The organism is Spiroplasma endosymbiont of Megachile willughbiella, from assembly GCF_964273395.1.
Classification (GTDB): Bacteria; Bacillota_I; Bacilli_A; order Mycoplasmatales; family Mycoplasmataceae; genus Spiroplasma_A; species Spiroplasma_A apis.
This window is the reverse complement of the sequence record NZ_OZ187005.1, coordinates 741,273-759,303: the sequence shown is the minus strand read 5'-3', so window position 1 is coordinate 759,303 and position 18,031 is coordinate 741,273. Positions and strand designations below refer to the sequence as shown.

The window sequence follows — 18,031 nt, the reverse complement described above, 5'->3', positions numbered from 1 at the left end:
AAAACACTAAAAAGTTATTTTTTTCATAAATATATGAATTTTATGTTTTAATTATGTTAATAAATTACTTTAGCAAGGATTGAATTTATGAAACTGTTCAAACAAAAAAGTATTCATAGCGATGATTACATTCTTTTAACAAAACTGTTAGGTGGAATTGAAAATATTGATAGTATTAATCGTTGCTCAACAAGAATGAGAATTGTTGTTAAGAATAACGAGGGTATAAATATCGATGATGTTGAAAATATATCATTTGTAAAAGGTGCAATTATCAAAGAAAATATAATTCAACTTATAGTTGAAGGTGATTTGAACACGATTAATAAAGAATATCTAAGAAGTTTGGGTATTTCCCTGCGAAAAGTGACAAATATTTTTGATGTTAAATTAACTACAAAGAAAAACTTTTTCAAGGCGACAATGGACGGAATTGGTGTTTTGATAACACCATTAATTCCATATTTAATAACCTTAGCAATTGTTTCGACTATTTCTAACATATTTAATGTGATAGAAATAAATGGTCAAAAGCTTTCTGGACAAGGCTCGACATTGAAAATAATTGGTGAAATGTTGGTTACTTTGCAAAATGCTTTAACATTAGCGTTTTCGATTCTAATACCATGATCAATTTTTAAAATGATGAATGGTAGTCAAGCAATTGGTATTTGCATTGGAGTTTCATTGTGTGCCAAAGACCTATATGTAAGTCAAAAATTTATGGAATCCGACCAACCTTTATTTAATTGAGTTACCTCTAAAGGGGGTGAAGGATTGTCTTTTGGGGAGTTAGCCAGTGGTTATCCTTGAAAAATTTCTTACGAAGGTCAAATCATTCCCCTTGTAATGATTGGTTTTTTAGCAGTTTATATTGAAAGATTAGTCAAAAAAATAAAATATGGTGTGATAAAGGAACTTATAGGTATTCCGATGGTAACAATAATCTCTTTCTTTGTAGGAATATTGTTATTAGCACCAATCGGAATGATGATTACTTACGGAATGAATATCGGAGTATTATGAGGAACTACCAATAAAATAGCAAAGTATATTTTCAATCCAATATTTGGTTTACTTTTACCTTGGTTAGTTGTTACTGGATTTATTCAAATATTTGTTGTTATAAATCTTCAACAATTCGCAACTTATCAAGCTACTTCTATTATGCCAATGTTCACACAACTAAATGTTGCTGTCGCAACGAGTGTTTTTGCTTTTTCTTTACTACATAAAAGTAATAAAGAATTACAAAAAGAAGCAATTCCATCATACTTGATTGCTTATATTGGTGGAACAACCGAACCTGCTTTATTTGGTATTTCACTTAGATTTTTATTCCCTGTTATAGCAACAAGTATTGGTGCCACTGTCGGTATCTTGATAACTACAGCTTCAGGTGTAATTACCACAATGGGTGCGGCCTCTTTATTAATATTTTTATCAACAATTCCTCAAGCATTGACTGCTGCACCATCATTTGGTATTGAAACATGACCAGGAACAGGATTTTTATGGATGGCTGTAGCACTTGGAGCAACAATAATAACTACTTTTCTAGCAACTATTTTACTTTCTAGATTAAATTATTTCAAAATTTCAACAAAAAAAGTACTAGAAAGAGATTTCTCACCAATCCCTATCAAAAAACGAAATGAATCGTAAGGAGTTAATATGAAAAAAAATGATGAATTATTAAATACAAAATACAACGAAATACCAAAAGATGAATATAAAAAAGCTAATAAGCTTGTTGACAGTGACATATATTACCGACCAACTTATCACATAGCACCACCAAACGGATTATTAAATGATCCCAATGGTTTAGTTTATAAAGATGGAGTACACCACATACATTATCAATGAACACCAATCCAGCCTTATCATGGTTTAAAACATTGACGATATTTAACTACTAAAAATTTTATAGATTTTGAAGACCATGGCGTATCAATAGTGCCAGAAGAAGAATTTGAAATCAATGGGGCATTTTCAGGAAGTGCTATCGACTTGGGCGATAAGATTAAATTATACTATACTGGAAATATTGAAGATGAATCAAATAATATTGCAAAAGAACATCAAATCTCTGCAGATTTAATCAACGGTGTTGTAACAAATAAAAAAATTGCTGTTGAATGGGATGCAACTAAATTTACACCTCATGTTAGAGACCCGAAAATATTTGAATACGAAGGACAAAAATATATGTTGTTTGGTGTTCAATCTAGTGATGACAAGGATGGTGGTTTAGCTATATACAAAATGATAAACGAAGATCAATTTGAATATAAAACTACATTAAAATCTAATAATAATTATTATGGTTACATGTGAGAATGTCCAAATTTAGATAAAGTTGGAGATAAATACTTATACATAATGTCTTCAGAAGGTTGAATCAAAGAAGATGATAAATATGAATTGAATGGTTTCAGAAATGTTGTTTATACATTGATTGAAAAATTAGATTTTGATGATACTAAGTTAAATGAATTATTCGAACCCAGAACAATGGACTACGGACATGATTTTTATGCACCTCAAACATATTTTGAAAATAACAAGTTGTTAGTGATTGGTTGAATGGGAGCTGTTGGTGTTCAATACCCAACAGATCAATATTCGTGACATTCTATGTTAACAATACCAAGAGAACTATCAGTTGAAGGTGATAATCTTATACAAAAACCATATATTGGATTTACAATGAATGCATTATCAGAAACCGAAACAATCTTTGATGATAATTTAGAAGTGAACAAAAGCATCCATCTTAAGTTTGAACTTGATGAGATTTTGGAAATTAAAATTTCAAACGATCAAGGTGAAAATGTTGTTATAAGTTTTTCAGAAAAAGAAATTATGCTTGACCGAGATTGTGGTTCAGAAATTGTAGATTGAGATTACGAAAATCCTCGATTTGCTAAAAGAAAATTAAAAGAACAAACTGTAGAAATATTTATTGATTCTTCTTCAATAGAACTATTTGCAGATAATTATCAAACAGTATTTACTTCAAGATTTTTTGTAAAGAACTTTAATAGAATTGAACTTTCTAAAAAAACTAATATGCAAGTATCAAAAATTAAATCAATCAAAGTGATAAATTAAAAAAATATTCACTTAGTTTAATAAGTGAATATTTTTATGCTCAGAAATTTTTAAAAAATTTTTTTACCTTAGTAATTTATTTACATATGGAATTTAGGTAATTAAAAATAACACTATGATATATAGTGTTTTTCATTTATAATATAAGGGATAAAAAGTATAAATTAATATATTTAAAGATAAATTAATAATATTATAAAGTCAATTTAAAGAATATGTTAAATTTTTATTTTAGAAGGGTATCAAGGAGGAAAAAACTGTGCTGAATAAAAATGAAAAGAAAGTTTGAAATATATCGTTTTGATTACTATTGAAATTTTCTTTTAAATCTGTAGTTTTAGAAAAATCATTTGTAATATTAAATTTAGTAGTTTCAATATTCTCAATAGGGTTTTCTTTTTACACATCATTTTTGAAATCTGGAAAAGAAATAGTTATTGCTTTTGATTACTACACATTAATTTTCATATCAAGTCTACTTTTTATAATAATACTAAGGGGACTACAGTTTTTCTTTAATAGGAAAGTCGAAGATAAAACAATGTATATTGTTATATCAAATCAAGTGTCAAGAAAAAAATTCTTTATAGCTCAATGATCATTGATAGTTATAGTTTCATGAGCAAATGTATTATTTGGTTATTTTATTATAAATTTTAATTATTTAGTTATGAACCAATTTGAGGTTAATAATGTTTTATTTAGAAAAACAACAGTTTTCCTACTTTATACATTTGTGGTTAGTGTTTGCTTAATCAATTTCATTTTATTTTTGTTGTTATTAACAACACCTCAAATAACAATGATTGCCTCAACATTATTATTATCGTTCTCATTTATAGCAAATCTACCTTTAAAATTTTTAAAAACTAAAGAAGAAAATGAATTATTAGTTTTTAACATGAAGAATACAAATAGATCACAACAGTTAACGGTTTCTTCTTTATATGAAACATTCAATTTGCAAAAATATATTAACTCAGGAGATATTAAATACAATTATTTGGCAAAATCTCTTAATGATTTTATACTTGAAAATAAGTTTGAAAAAGGAACATTTTCAAGTAAAGATAATATTGAAAAAAGACTGAATAATTATTGAAAAGAGTTAGGTCTTGTAGATGAAAAAACAAGAGAATTCAAAAAATTAAATGCAACTTTAATGAATTCTCCAAATGAACTTAAAGGTTGGGATTTTAACGATCCAATCGAAATAGATATGAAAATGAAGAATTTATTTATTAACGATTATCAATTAGAGAACGTTATTTTAAATGAAACAGATCAAAATAAAAAAAATGTTTTAAAAGATTTTTATGATTTTTCAAAATCAATACAAGCAATTTTACCAGATCTACAAAAACAAAAAGCTGAATTATTTAATGACTTTATTTATGTTGATGAAGCTAATAGTTTTATGGAAAATAAAAACAAGAATAAGAAACTTGATAAAGTTACATTCACAACTTCATATTTAAAATCTATTTATAAATATTACTTTACAAGTGCGGCTTCTCCAACTGATTTAACAGTTTCATCAAGTACTGAAGTAGCAAGTTTTATGGAAAATAATATGTATTTCCCACTTATGTTAGCTGCAAATATAGTAGAAAAATACTTGGTTGATTATGCAACTATCTACCAAATAGCAACAGAAAACCCTGTAATTCAAGAGCAAGGTCAATGAAAAACTTATAAATCTGGAAGAGATGCGCTCGAAATATTCTCTTATGTAAGTCCATTTTTTGGAACTTGAAGTACATATACTTATTTTTCTGGATACTCATTTAAGGACTTTTGATTTAGTCCATACAGTAGTTCAAAAATAATTTTAGACAATCAAGACAACTTATTTTTACCTTATGTTCAATATACCTTTAATTTAAATGATGACGGTGCTATAAAAAAAGAAACTTATAATGATTTCTTGAATCCTATTATATTTATAGGTGTTCAATTAGGTATTGCTGCAACATTAATGTTTATTACTGGTTTGAAATTTACAAGAAGGGACTTGAGATAATATGGAAGACTTAATTATACATTTTGATGAATACGTAAAAAAATTTAGAAACCACAAAATAGGTCCATTAAGTTTCGGTATAAAAAAAGGTCAATTTACAGCTATTTTAGGATCATCTGGAAGTGGTAAATCGGTTATCATCAACACCATAATTGGAGCTATCAAAACATTTCATGGAAAAGTAACGGTTAATGGATTTTCAAAAAAAAGTGGTAAACACTTTTACGGAAATAAAGATATTAGTCTTTATACTCAACTTGACTTCTCACTTTTCGAAATGTCAGCAATTCCATACTTAAAACAAATGTGTTTAATAATGGGAATTCCTAAGAAAGAAATCAAAGCTAAAATTGATTACTGATTGAAGTATTTTGATTTATGAAAAGATAAAACAAAAAAACTTAAAGAATACTCTTGAGGGATGCAAAATAGATTAAGTTTGATTCTTTGTTTAATAAAAGAAGCTGACGTTTTAGTTTTAGATGAACCAGCAGCCAATCTAGACTCATTTTGAAGAAATAAAGTAAGAAATTTATTAATAGATTACAAAAACGCTGGCAAGACTGTCATTATGACTTCACACAACATTGATGAAGTAAATGATCTAATTGATTATTATATAGTTGTAGAAGCAGGAAAATTACTTTTTACGGGATCAAAACTACAACTTGATATGTATTCTAAATATAAAGTTTTCTTCTCTGATGAAATTAATTTACCTAAATTGAAGGCATTCTTAAAAGAAAAAGGGTTAAAAACATTTAAATATGATGAGTTTGAAAACTCTCTTGTTATTGCTACAAATACTTCAAAAGAAATCAATTGAGTATTTTTATACTCACTTAAAGAAACTGCACCAATCTTAAACTTGGTAAAGTTACCAGTTAATATTGAATCAATTTATAAAGCATTAGAAGCAAATGCAAAAAATAACGACATAATAAAAAATTTAGTATAAAATAAATAAAAATGAAATGAAGGATGGAATTTATATGTATTATGTATTGGGATCAAGTTCATTGTTCTTTATAACAGATGCAAATGGTTGTTTTTATTATGTATTTAATGATTTTAATCAAGCCAAAAACTTTTGCGATTTATTAAATGCGCATACTAATAATTTTTATCAAACATTAATGAAAAACGATTATTATTTAAAAAGTTTATTTTATTCTACGCAAATAAACAATGTTTATCAAAATGTGGGATTAGTTAATAATAATTTTTCTAATCAATCATATTACGATATAAATAATGGTTTATCATTCAATAATAATCACTCAACAAACTCTAGTTACTCACCTAGAAATGATTTTTTTGGAGCTCAATTAGCTTCTCATAATCAAGGTTCTGCTACTTTCATAGCAAATCAAGATTATATGAATAAAAATAATCAACCATTTCCAAATAGTATAAATCAAAACTATAATACAGTAGCAAATGATTATTCAAATAAAACAAATTCATTTTTATCAGAAAATAAAGATAATAGCTTTATTAATCCATTAGAAAGTGTATTTGTTAAAAATAAACACGTTGTTAAATCAAAAAATGAAGATTATCTGTCATCTACTATCGAAACTGCTAATAAGATTTTAGAAAACTCTAAAATTGATGTTGTTGACTTTGACGATGTATCAAGTGCAGATTTTGACACATTAACTGTAGATAACTTTGATAATGTCTCAAACGAAAATGAAGAGACAACTTTAAATGAGACAACAAACAATAATACTAATTTATCAAACGAAGCAAATGATAGTAATTTTAATGAAGAAACTAATGATAATAACAAAGAAGTTGAAGTAGTGGAAAATAAAGTTGAAAGAAATGAAGATGACGATCCTAAAGAATCTGAATACGACTTCTCAAATTGAAACTACAAAACTATAAAGTTCGATGAGTTTATAAATAAAATCAATTAGTTTAATAAAAAAACCAAAGAAAGTTGGCTTAAACATGTTTAAAAAATTTTGGATACATCTATCATCTTTCATTTTATTATCTCCAATGGTTATTTTTATAACGAAGCTAAATTCAAATAAAGAAGATGAAGTGGTTACCAAAAACTTTGCAGAAGGACAAGAAGGTTCTTCGAATGTTAATGACTTTATGTGGGGCGGAAAAAGTCTACAATATTTTATTTACAAGCACTCAAATATTAAAGAAAATGAGGATGCAAATAAATTATTAAGAGAGTTTAAAAGCAGGTTATTAGATCCTTACAAAAATAATGAAGATGATTATTTTTATATGTCCTTAATATCGAGTGTAGTTAATATATCAGCTTATGGTATGTCATCTTACCAAGAATTTTTCGCTGAAGCTTATTCTAAATGAACCACTACTGAGGATACTGCAAAAAATAAATCATGAGAAATATTGAATGAATATTTTTCAAAAATTTATAATAATATTAAAAATGAGTATTCTGGTGTAATAAATGATACTAATTGAAATAATATAAAAGCATTAATTGATCAAAATACAATTAGTTCTAATATTTCATATGACACAAAAAAAACTAAGAGTGAAAATGATTTATCATATAAGGATTTGCTTTATAAAAGTGAAAATTTTGGTTTAAGAAGTATTGGTGAAAATGATTCAATCAAATATTGTCAAAATGCATTATTAGCAAGTGCTCAATATTATATTGGTAATGGTTCTAATGATACAAATTATGGTGCCAGTTCATCTTATCTTATTGATAATGAAGTTAAAAAGTTTTTTGGCATTTTTTCTTATGATTCCCTAGGTACAATTATGAATGACTCTTTCACAAAAGCTAGTGATAAATCTATTCAAGAATTTAAAACTTTTAAAAAAGAAAATGTCATGTTTGAAAGTTTTGATAAAATGAATGATTATTATTCAAAAGCTACAAATAATGATAGTTATTCAAATAACAAATACAAATTAAATCCAGGCGCTAATATAGCATTAGGTGACTCAATCGAAAGATTAGGTAAATTTTATAACTGAAGCACTGAAAAAGTAGATGAACTCAAATCTCAAACGTTGGATTTATTTAATATATCAATAAAATTGAGTAAGTACGGTGATGAATATTATTTATTATATTATTTATGAGGTTTTATAATTTCTTCAGACTTTCCTTTAAAAGATGCTGGAGAATCAACAATGGCCTACACCTTAACTAAGTTTGTAGTTAATAAAAGTAATAAAAATTTAGCAATTTCATCATCCAGTGCTTTTTTAATTTTTTCTAGTAAATCAATGAATATGTATGAGTCATCAAGCTTGAATGATCAATACCAAAAAGGTTGATGAAGTAGTCCGAATATTTTTTGTACATTAAATCACGAAATGGGTCATGTAATGGATGGTTATTTAGGATCTCTGAAAGTTTATTCCGAAATGAATAAAAGAAATTTTTCTGATTATATAAAACAAAATCCAAACAATGTAACTTATAAAGGGGAAATTTTAGGATATGAAGGGGACCAAACATACAACAAATCAAACTTATTTATGATTATTGGTATCACTGTTGGTTGTGTTGTTGGGTCTTTATTAATCGCTCAATTGATAAGAACATTAGTTAGCAAAAAACCTAAAAGTGAATAATAATTAATCTTACTTATGTAAGATTTTTTTATATGTAGGTAAAATTTTTTTTATTTATCTAAATTTGTTTTGAATTTCTATATTATTGGATATTTTAGTTTATTATAAATTTAACTTGTACTTCAAAAAAAGTTTAGAAAAGAGAGAACTTCGTGAAAAAATTATTAGGGATAATTGGAACGTTTACCTTATTGTCATCGGCTTCAACAAGTGTTGTTAGTTGTGGACCTAAGATATCAAGAGCCACAATTAAAGATGAAAATGTACTTGAACATAGTGAATCTTTATCTGTTGTTCTTTCCCAAGTTACAAAAGGATTATATTTTAATCAAAATAGTATCAAAAATAACGAACATATCAGTACTAATTATATTTTGAATAACTTCGTAAAAGACAAATCTCTCAATGATCTAGGTATTGATAAATTACCTAGTGAGTTATCTGGTGATACTAAATACAAAGAAGTTTACGAAGAGTTTTTCGATAACTCTTTGTTTTCTGAGCAGATAAAATTATCTGATAATATTTATCAAGGAACCGTATTGTCACCATCAAACAGTACATTAAGTTCAATAAATGAATACTCTAGTTTAATACCTATGATTTTGAATGGATTGATAGACCCATCAATGTTAGCCAGTCTCGGAAGTATGGTTAGTGGGTTTCTAAAACCAGATTTATTAGCTTCGGTTGCTAATTATGTAAGCAATGAGAACTTAATGCTTTTAGAAAAGGCTTTTAGTCCAGATATTTATAAAGACATGAGTTACCAACAGGCAATGGATTCTAGTGCTATTGGACTCGCTAATGCGATTGAAACATTACTGAATGTCAACTCAAATAAAATATTTAGTTATGATAATTCTGATGACGTTGCTAAAAACTTTTTACCAGCAATTGATCAGTTAGGAGATAATTTGATATCTTTAATCAAGGGTGAAAAAAAGTTAGCATTTGATATTGAGAAGAATATGAGTACAATTGCTGAGATTTTAAGGTTTGTAAGAACTTTGCTCCTTGCAATCGATTCATTTACTTCCGATGAACTAACAAAATCACCATTAAGTCTCGATTATGTTTTGAATAAAAGAAAAAGTAAAGTTACAACAAATAAAATAAATATTAATAAACTTGTGACATTACTTAAAAAAATGACTGAAGATGAAAATGGAGTGATTTTAAAAAATATTATAAATATTTTATTAGGAACTGGAAATATAGTTGATGGTAATGATGCAAATAGCAATGTTAATAAAGATGAAAACGGTGCTATGAGTTATTTAGGGGACAGCAACGGTGGTTATGTCAAAGTCTTAACAAAGATATTAAGCAAATTAATAAATAAGGATTATTTAGAGATAGATATAAAAACAGTAAATTTAAAAATAAATGTTGATTATTTATTGAGATGCTTTATTGATACAGGTTTAGGTGATAAGAAAAATCTTGTCTCTAATTTATTAAGGTCAGGTCTTATTACTCCTGGATTAATATTACAGGCAGGGGATAGTTTACCAGATATGTTCAAAAATATAATCAAGTCTTTTGATGATAAAGAGTGAAACAAATTCAAAGAAGACTGAATAGGTTATATATGGAATAACGATAACCAAACTTTAAACTTTTCTATAAAGAAATTATTAAACCAACCTTTAAAAAGTATTATGGAAAGTTCTTTATTTAGTTCAAACCCTTCAAAAACTTTCAATAAAGAAAAAAATAACTCAATGGATTTTCTAATGCAAAAAAGTATTTCTGAAATTGCAAATGACTTATATGAATCTGTAAATTCTTCTAATGCAACTTTAAATTTTGATGATGTTGCGTTATTGTTCAAAAGTTTATACGAAGGTAATACTTTGCAAAATGCATTGAAAGATCCAAAAAACATTTTTAATATTTTGGGACTAGATTCATCAAGTAAAAAGTTTAAAGAAGGGTCTCCGCTTTATTATTTAGCGTTAATTTTAAAAGAAAACATTGATTGAATAAAGAACGCTTTAACTAAAGTTCTATCTTACATAAAAACTTATTTACAAGAACTTGAAGAGTACAATAAAATAATAACCGAAGAATTCAATAACTTGAAAATTTCGAAATCTAAAATACAAAAGAACAAATTTACATATAAAGTATCAAATGGCAAAATTGTTAATAAGTATGAAATTCAAATAACTCAAAAAAACGGTTTATATTTAATTTCAGAAATAACTCTTTTTGACTAACAAATCCTTAGACAATAAAATTATGCTTGCTAGATATTAGCAAGATTTTTGTAATTATGAACCATAAATACCTATTGATTTTATTCTGTCACTTTTATTCACTATTACTTCCTAATAAATTGTAATATCCCATCATTAGTTTTATATATGGTTATTTCATTCGACTATCAAAATGTTCAAGCATTTATACTTGTACTTCAATTTTTGGTTTTTTCATTTATGAACACTTTTTATAGATAGATATTTTCTTTGAAACAATTTATAATCTTTTTATTATTAAGGAGTAAGTATGTCGAGGTTATCTAAAACACTTGTGAATATCGGAGCAATATTTTTGTTGAGCTGTTTGCCATTAGTTATGACTTTTTCAATATTATTGATAAGTTCAACATCTTTTATTGAAAGTGGTTATGACCAATTACATAAATTTGGTCAGTTTCTAAGAGAACTAACAGGTGAAGTTTTAAGTTCCATAAAAACGTTAGGATCTTTATTGTTTGTTTTATGTTTAATCATACTTAGTTTTATAATAATTTTCTTAGTTTTTGTAAATTCACAAAAAGCCCTTACGCAAAGAGTTGGATATCTTTTGGGAATTATTGGATCAGCGATCTTGTTTTTAGTATCTCTATCGATATTTTCAGCTACGGCAACAAGTGCATCTGATGGCTCTAAAATTTTATTATCAGGTTTGGGTTTAATATTTTTTGGAATAGCAGGATTGATTATCTTAGTCGGTTCAATTTTAGGAATGATTTGTGCAAAAACCAATAAATAATAATTTTAAAAGGAGAACTATGAATAACCCATTTGTTAAATTTTATAAAAACTCCTCTAAACTACCATTATCATTAGCTGGTACAGGACTTGGAACAGCCACTATGGGTAATGCTTGAGGATTATTTAATAATCCTATAGGTTTTGCATTTGATGGAAGTTTTGTGAAATATATTACTATATCAATTTCTCTTTTGTTGATAATATTAATGTTAATTAGATACATAATACACCCAGTTGATTTAATAAACGATTTTAAAAGTCCAGTGTCTAGTAATTTTATTCCTACGATCTTTATGGCTCTATTTGTGATATCTGGTTTTTTTGGTGTAGTTAATTGTAATTGAATACAAATAGTTATTTGACTAGTTTGTGTTTTTTTACATTTAATTTACATAGTTTCTTTTTTGATCTACCACCTAGTACGTTTTAAGTTTAATAACTATATGGCTTCATGATTTATACCACCGATTGGAATTGTAGTTGCTTGTGTTATGTCAAATAATCTGGGAAGTTTTTTAGGTGGTGATTTTGCTGCGGTTATCAATTTAATATCAAAGTCTTGTTGATATATTGGTCTTGCTTTTTATGTACTTATGTTACCACCAATGATGTATAAATATTTGTTTACAAATCATTTGAAAGAAAAAAAATTACAAACCTTTGGTGTTATGGCAGCACCACCAAATCTTTTATTAGCAGGTTATTTAACTACCTTTAGTAATCAAGATATTAGTAACCATAAATATTTTTTTGTATATATATTATGTGCACTGGCTATTTTGTTTACGTTAATTGTTTACTTATCTTTATTTAAAGTTTCAAGAGAAAAATTCTCTCCTTTGTTAGGATGCTATACATTTCCATTAGCTATCGGAATGATATCTATGATAAAAATGAGTGAGTTTTTATTCACAAGTTTAGGGGCTGATAACATTTATGTGATTAGTTTTAAAATATGAGCCCTAATTGAAACTATCATAGGAACAATAGTAATTGTATTATTCAACTTTGCAATATTTACATATAGTTATGTAGTTCTTTTTGTTGGAGAGTATCAAAAAAATAAAACGAATAAATTCATAAATTATATAATGAACTATTAAGTTGCTAAAAAATATTCTTTTTCAAAATAATTTTTGAAAAGAATTAACAAATTTTATAAAATATTTCCATAAACTTGCTATTTTCTTTTCAAAATGTAATCTTTTTATAAGCATATGTAAACATATGCGATATTTAAAAGGAGAAAAAATGAAAAAATTACTTGGATTATTAGGAGCTATGGGAATGGTAGCCTCTACTGGAGCAACAGCTGTTGCTTGTAGCAAAAAAGAAGACACTTTAGGAAAAGTTGAAGTTGACAAAAAAATTATCGAAAAAGTTGAAGATAAAATTACTATTAAAGTAACTTTAAATGAAGAGAAAAAAGATACTGTTAAATTAGTAGCTAAATCAAAAGCTGCTACTAGTATTTTAAAATTTGGAGAAGCAAAAGTTAACGAAAAAAATAAAAAAGAATACACTATTGAAGTATCTTTAATTGCTAATGAATTACCAAAAGCAGACGTTAAAGAAGAAGTTAATGTTTCACTTGGTGATAAAATGGTTGGTTCAAAAATAGAAATTACTATTAAAAAAGCAGCCGATGTTGCTTTATCTGGTAAAGTGTCAGCAGATAAAAATACAATTGATACAAAAGATACTAAAATAATTTTGACAATTGAATTAAATAAAGCAGTGGAAGCTAATACAGTTATTGCATCTTCTGATGCAAAAACATCACTTCTAAAATTTGGTAGTGCGGTACAAGATGGAACCACTAAAACAAAATATACTATAGAAGTTAGTCTTAAAGGTGCTGATCTTCCAGCAACTATGACTAAAGAAAAATTAACTGTTAAAGTTGGTGAAACAACCATCGATAAAGCAGTTGAAATTACTATTAATGCTAAAACAGCTTAATTATTAAATATTTTTGAAAATTTTGGGTAAAACCAAAATTTTTTTTATTCTCAAAAATATAAATTTTTTATAATACAAAAAGATTTTTACATTTTAAATCTTTTATTAGTTGTATTTTTTATGTTGTAAAATTAAAAAGCAATTAGAAAGGTAAAAAATACATGAAAGCAAAACTTAAAGAGTTTTTCTCAATAAAATCAAAATTAAAACTGATAATATTTTCAGTTATATCTTCATTAGTGTTCTTATTAAGCATCTTGATGACTGTTCCAGGTGTTGGATTAGAAGCTAAAAGATTTATAGACAGTATTGAAAAACAAATCAAGGAGGTTATGCCACAAGGAGTTTATGTAATTGAAGCTAGTGACCCGACATACGAAGCAGTCATGAACTCTGTTATAAAAAGTGCATACTCAAGCGATGCTGTTTCAACACTAAATTCTTATCAAGAAACAAATTATCAACAAAAAAAAGAAGCTTACATCAAGTTTTCAAATGATTGATTCAATAAAAGATGATCAAGTGTCATTGAAAAAAAACAAGATGTTGATCTTTACGATTTAGGAATGGACCTTGTTCAATTCGATCAAGCTGTTTCAACAGAATTCCTAAGCTATGGTTACGTTCACAGTGGTATCCAATGATTTTTCCAAAATGGAGGGATCAAAGATATCTTCTCTAAAGAAAGATTTGATGACTTAAAAAGAAATCAAACAAGTATAGACCAAGAAACTTATAATTCATATATGGACAACACTCCTCCAGGAACAGAGGGAATAACAATTAATCAATCAATAGGAACTTTATTAGTTAATAACAAAGTATGGTTCTTAAATCTACAAATTGAAAACATAAAATACGGTTTTAGTATATTTGGTCATAGTATTTTTAAAAACAAAGAACTTAACGAATCAAATATGCCTAAAAAATTTGTTACTAAAGATGAATTATATACACCATTTTTCACTAATAATTTAGAAGTATTGAGATCTGGAATTATAATGTTCTTTATTTACATAATATTTATATTACCAATCTCTGCTTATGCAATTACAATGCTAGCAATCAACTTAAAGAAAGGAAGTAAATAATGAAAAAATTATTAGGGTTTTTAAGCTCAGTATCTTTAACGGTGAGTACAGCCTCATCAGTTATAGCCTGTACTCCAATTCAAGCAAACGTTAGCTTTGAAAAAGATTACACAATTGGAAAAAATTTAGACAAGAGTAATGCCAAAGATACTAGTAGTGATCCGGAGAAACATTTTGGATTCTCAAACTTCTTTACTCTTGGAGATAGTCTAAGTGACAACTACGGACTTACAACAATTATCAAAGATGAACTTGGAGCAAATGCAAAAATGACTGGGGAATATAAAGAAGGTTTTAGTAATGGACCAACAGCCGCTAGATTAGTTAATTCGGCTCTAGGATTTAGTTCTGAAGAATTTGTTACATCAAATATTATTCATAAAGCAGATGTAACTAACGAAAAATATAAAGATACAAAAGTTTGAGGTAAAAACTACTCAATTGGTGGTGCAACAGCTTTTGTAAGTGATGGTGTTGCTGGAAAATTACTGATGGGAAACACAGGGATATATAAACAAGCACAAGCACTTGTTCAACAACAAGTTATCAATGATAAAGATTTATTTTTTATTGAAATCGGTGGAAATGATTTATTTGAAATGTTAGGAAATATTAATGACTATAATCATCAAGTTTCTGTTATGAACCAAGCGTTAGAAAACATCAAAAATGCTTTTTACACTTTATTAAATAATGGTGCTCGTAGAATAGTTTTTGCAGCTCCTCCAAAAATGACAATAATACCTAGATTCAATAAGGAAAATGATGAAGTCAAAAAAAATATTGAAAGAGTTAATAAAGAGTTTGATGTAAAGATTTCTAAAATTGTTAAAAAGATAAACGAAAGTTTTGGGGATGTTATTTTAGAATATAACTTATACTTAGAACTAGAAAATATACTTAATGGTTTCAAAAAAGAAATCGGAAATGGTGCAAACACAACAGATGCGTTATGTAAATCAAACGCTTTCAACCTTGGTGACATGGACTTTAGTAATATAGAACTAAAAGCAGAAATCAAAGATGGAAATGATGGTATGGAAGATAACTTCTTCTTTATAGATGAAGTGCACCCTACAAAAAAAGGACATGAATATGTTTCAAAAATATTAATCGATATAGTTAAAGAAAAATGAAAATCTAATTAAAGGAGTAAAGTATGAAAAAATTATTAGGACTATTAGGTGCTCTTGGTTTAACTGTTTCTGCAGGTGCAACTGTTGTTGCTTGTCAAGCAGAAAGTGAACAGATAAACTTTGACAATAAAAGTCAACAAGATTCAATATCAAAAATCATGTCTTCTTACTCAAAGGGTTTATTTTTAAACCAAAATGAGTTAGGAAAAAATAAGTATCACTTTAGTTCAGAATATCTAATGGCTAAAAAAATAAAAAACTCATATTTGAGTGATTTAGGATTAAAAGATTTTAATGAAAATGAAGGTGTTATGGACACAACTAGATATAGTGAAATTTATAATAAATATCTAGATAGCAATTTACTATCTGATGATCTAAAATTATCTGATGATATTTATCAAGGAGAAGTTTTATCACCAGAAAGTTCTATTGTTTCAACTCTATCATCAATTACTGGAATGGTGCCAACAATATTAAACCTTCTAAGTGATCCTAGTAAGGTTGGACAACTTTTATTAGGTTTTGCAGGTAATGTTGATAAAATATCATCAATTATTTCTCCAAGTGTTTTAAAAACATTGGCTAATGTTTTAAACGATGAAACATTAGAAACATTAGAAAACGCTTTTAGTAATGATATTTATAAAGATATGAGTTACCAAGAAGCTTTAAATTCAAGTGTTATTGGTTTGTCTAATGCCGTAAATAAATTGATAAACGGAAAAAATGTAAAAAAACTAGCTTACAAATCTAATGAAGATATTAAAACCAATTTTAAGGAAGCAACAAATGTTATTGCTACAAACGTTTTAGGATTATTCTCTGGTGAAAAAAGTTTTAAATTTGATATTTTAGAAAATATCGACTCTATAGCTGAAGTAATTAGATTCGTAAGAACTATGGTTTTGTATCTTGACTCATTCAAAGATGAACTAAATGGAAAATCTTTACTTACTATTGAGAGTGTTGATAAAAAAAGAACGCAAAAGATTGACATAAAGAAAAACTCTTTCGATGTTAAAAATATATTAAATATTTTAGAAGAAATGGTTAAAGATGATAGTGGTGTTGTCTTTAAAAACTTAGTAAACATTTTCTTAAGTACTAATGAAAAGATTGAGTTTAATAAACCTTATAAGTCAAATGCATCTGATGGATATATGTCTATCATAACTGCTGTTGTTGAAAAACTAGCTGGTGGGGAAAGCCTAAAAGTTGGACCTATTGAAATTTATGTTAGTAGTTTTGTAAGAAAGTTGTTTGATTATGGTCTAGGTCAAAAATTTGATAATGATCCTTTCCCGGGAATATTTGCAACGTTACCAACTTTTATTGACAAACTACCTGAAATGTTAAAAAAAATACTAAAACCAATTAATGATAAAGGTGATTGAAAAAACTTCAACGAAGATTGATTAGGTTACTTATGAAATAACAAAAATGAAAAATTAAATTTATCTATTAAAGGATTACTAAATAACCCAATTAAAAATATTTTAAGTGGTGGTTTACTAGGAATTGGTGGAAATACTGAGAAGCCAAAAAAATTTAACCAACAAATGAGTACATTCAGTCTTATTTTTGGAGAAAAAAGTTTAGCAGATATTATTAAGGATCTTAATAGTTCTTTGCAAGCTACAAACCCAAATATTTTTACAATAAATTTTGACACATTCAAAGATTTGATTGTAAAAATGAGAAAAGACGACACCTTAGTAAGAGCACTTAGGGATGTAGAAAACATGTTCTTTATCCTAGGTTTAGAAAAAACTAGTGATGGTAAGGCTAAAATCAAAGCTGATTCTGTTTTAGAACAACTATTTAAAATTGTGAAAGAAGTAAAACCAGTTGTAGAACCTTTAATGAAAGTTATCGATGGTTATTTAAAATCATACAACAAGAGTATGGATGAAATTACAAACGAAGCGTTTGAAGTATTCAAAAAACTAACAGTGACTACTGAGATTAAAGATATAAACGATTTTATATACACTGTTTCAGATGGAAAAATAACTAACAAATTTGAAATTAAACTAAAAGTGGTTAATAAAAAATTAAAAGTATCAGAAATAAATCTAATAAAATAAATCTTAAACCCACATT

The 18,031-nt window shown here is 26.9% G+C and carries 13 protein-coding genes; all 13 read left to right on the top strand.

Going from position 1 to position 18,031, the window contains the following annotated elements:
* Positions 1-87 precede the first annotated feature (87 nt).
* Positions 88-1,665, top strand: coding sequence for a PTS transporter subunit EIIB (locus ACI2WZ_RS03295; protein WP_500244615.1), 1,578 nt, complete (start codon positions 88-90; stop codon positions 1,663-1,665).
* 9 nt (positions 1,666-1,674) lie between these two features.
* Positions 1,675-3,117: a glycoside hydrolase family 32 protein gene (locus ACI2WZ_RS03290; protein ID WP_500244614.1), complete on the top strand. Its 1,443-nt coding sequence runs from the start codon at positions 1,675-1,677 to the stop codon at positions 3,115-3,117.
* Between the two features lie 259 nt (positions 3,118-3,376).
* Positions 3,377-5,140, top strand: a complete 1,764-nt coding sequence (locus tag ACI2WZ_RS03285) for a hypothetical protein (protein ID WP_500244613.1) — start codon at positions 3,377-3,379, stop codon at positions 5,138-5,140.
* A 1-nt stretch (position 5,141) separates the two neighbouring features.
* Positions 5,142-6,098 (top strand): ATP-binding cassette domain-containing protein, encoded by a 957-nt coding sequence (locus tag ACI2WZ_RS03280; RefSeq protein ID WP_023789673.1) that lies wholly within the window; start codon positions 5,142-5,144, stop codon positions 6,096-6,098.
* A gap of 34 nt (positions 6,099-6,132) precedes the next feature.
* Positions 6,133-7,065 carry a hypothetical protein gene (locus ACI2WZ_RS03275; protein WP_500244612.1) on the top strand — a complete coding sequence of 311 codons (933 nt, stop codon included), beginning with the start codon at positions 6,133-6,135 and terminating at the stop codon, positions 7,063-7,065.
* A gap of 34 nt (positions 7,066-7,099) precedes the next feature.
* The gene (locus ACI2WZ_RS03270; RefSeq protein WP_500244611.1) at positions 7,100-8,731 is read left to right on the top strand and encodes a hypothetical protein; all 1,632 of its coding nucleotides are present in this window, start codon (positions 7,100-7,102) and stop codon (positions 8,729-8,731) included.
* Positions 8,732-8,883: 152 nt separating this feature from the next.
* Entirely contained in the window at positions 8,884-10,956 is a 2,073-nt protein-coding gene (locus ACI2WZ_RS03265) for an MOLPALP family lipoprotein (protein ID WP_500244610.1), read from the top strand.
* 289 nt (positions 10,957-11,245) lie between these two features.
* The gene (locus ACI2WZ_RS03260) at positions 11,246-11,734 is read left to right on the top strand and encodes a hypothetical protein (protein WP_023789665.1); all 489 of its coding nucleotides are present in this window, start codon (positions 11,246-11,248) and stop codon (positions 11,732-11,734) included.
* Between the two features lie 19 nt (positions 11,735-11,753).
* Positions 11,754-12,839 carry a TDT family transporter gene (locus ACI2WZ_RS03255; RefSeq protein ID WP_500244609.1) on the top strand — a complete coding sequence of 362 codons (1,086 nt, stop codon included), beginning with the start codon at positions 11,754-11,756 and terminating at the stop codon, positions 12,837-12,839.
* A gap of 148 nt (positions 12,840-12,987) precedes the next feature.
* The gene (locus tag ACI2WZ_RS03250) at positions 12,988-13,698 is read left to right on the top strand and encodes a lipoprotein (RefSeq protein ID WP_500244608.1); all 711 of its coding nucleotides are present in this window, start codon (positions 12,988-12,990) and stop codon (positions 13,696-13,698) included.
* 161 nt (positions 13,699-13,859) lie between these two features.
* Positions 13,860-14,789, top strand: a complete 930-nt coding sequence (locus ACI2WZ_RS03245) for a hypothetical protein (RefSeq protein ID WP_500244607.1) — start codon at positions 13,860-13,862, stop codon at positions 14,787-14,789.
* Entirely contained in the window at positions 14,789-15,937 is a 1,149-nt protein-coding gene (locus tag ACI2WZ_RS03240; protein ID WP_500244606.1) for an SGNH/GDSL hydrolase family protein, read from the top strand. The genes ACI2WZ_RS03245 and ACI2WZ_RS03240 overlap by 1 nt, the downstream gene beginning before the upstream one ends.
* Positions 15,938-15,948: 11 nt before the next feature.
* Positions 15,949-18,015, top strand: coding sequence for an MOLPALP family lipoprotein (locus ACI2WZ_RS03235; RefSeq protein ID WP_500244605.1), 2,067 nt, complete (start codon positions 15,949-15,951; stop codon positions 18,013-18,015).
* The last annotated feature ends 16 nt before the right edge of the window (positions 18,016-18,031 follow it).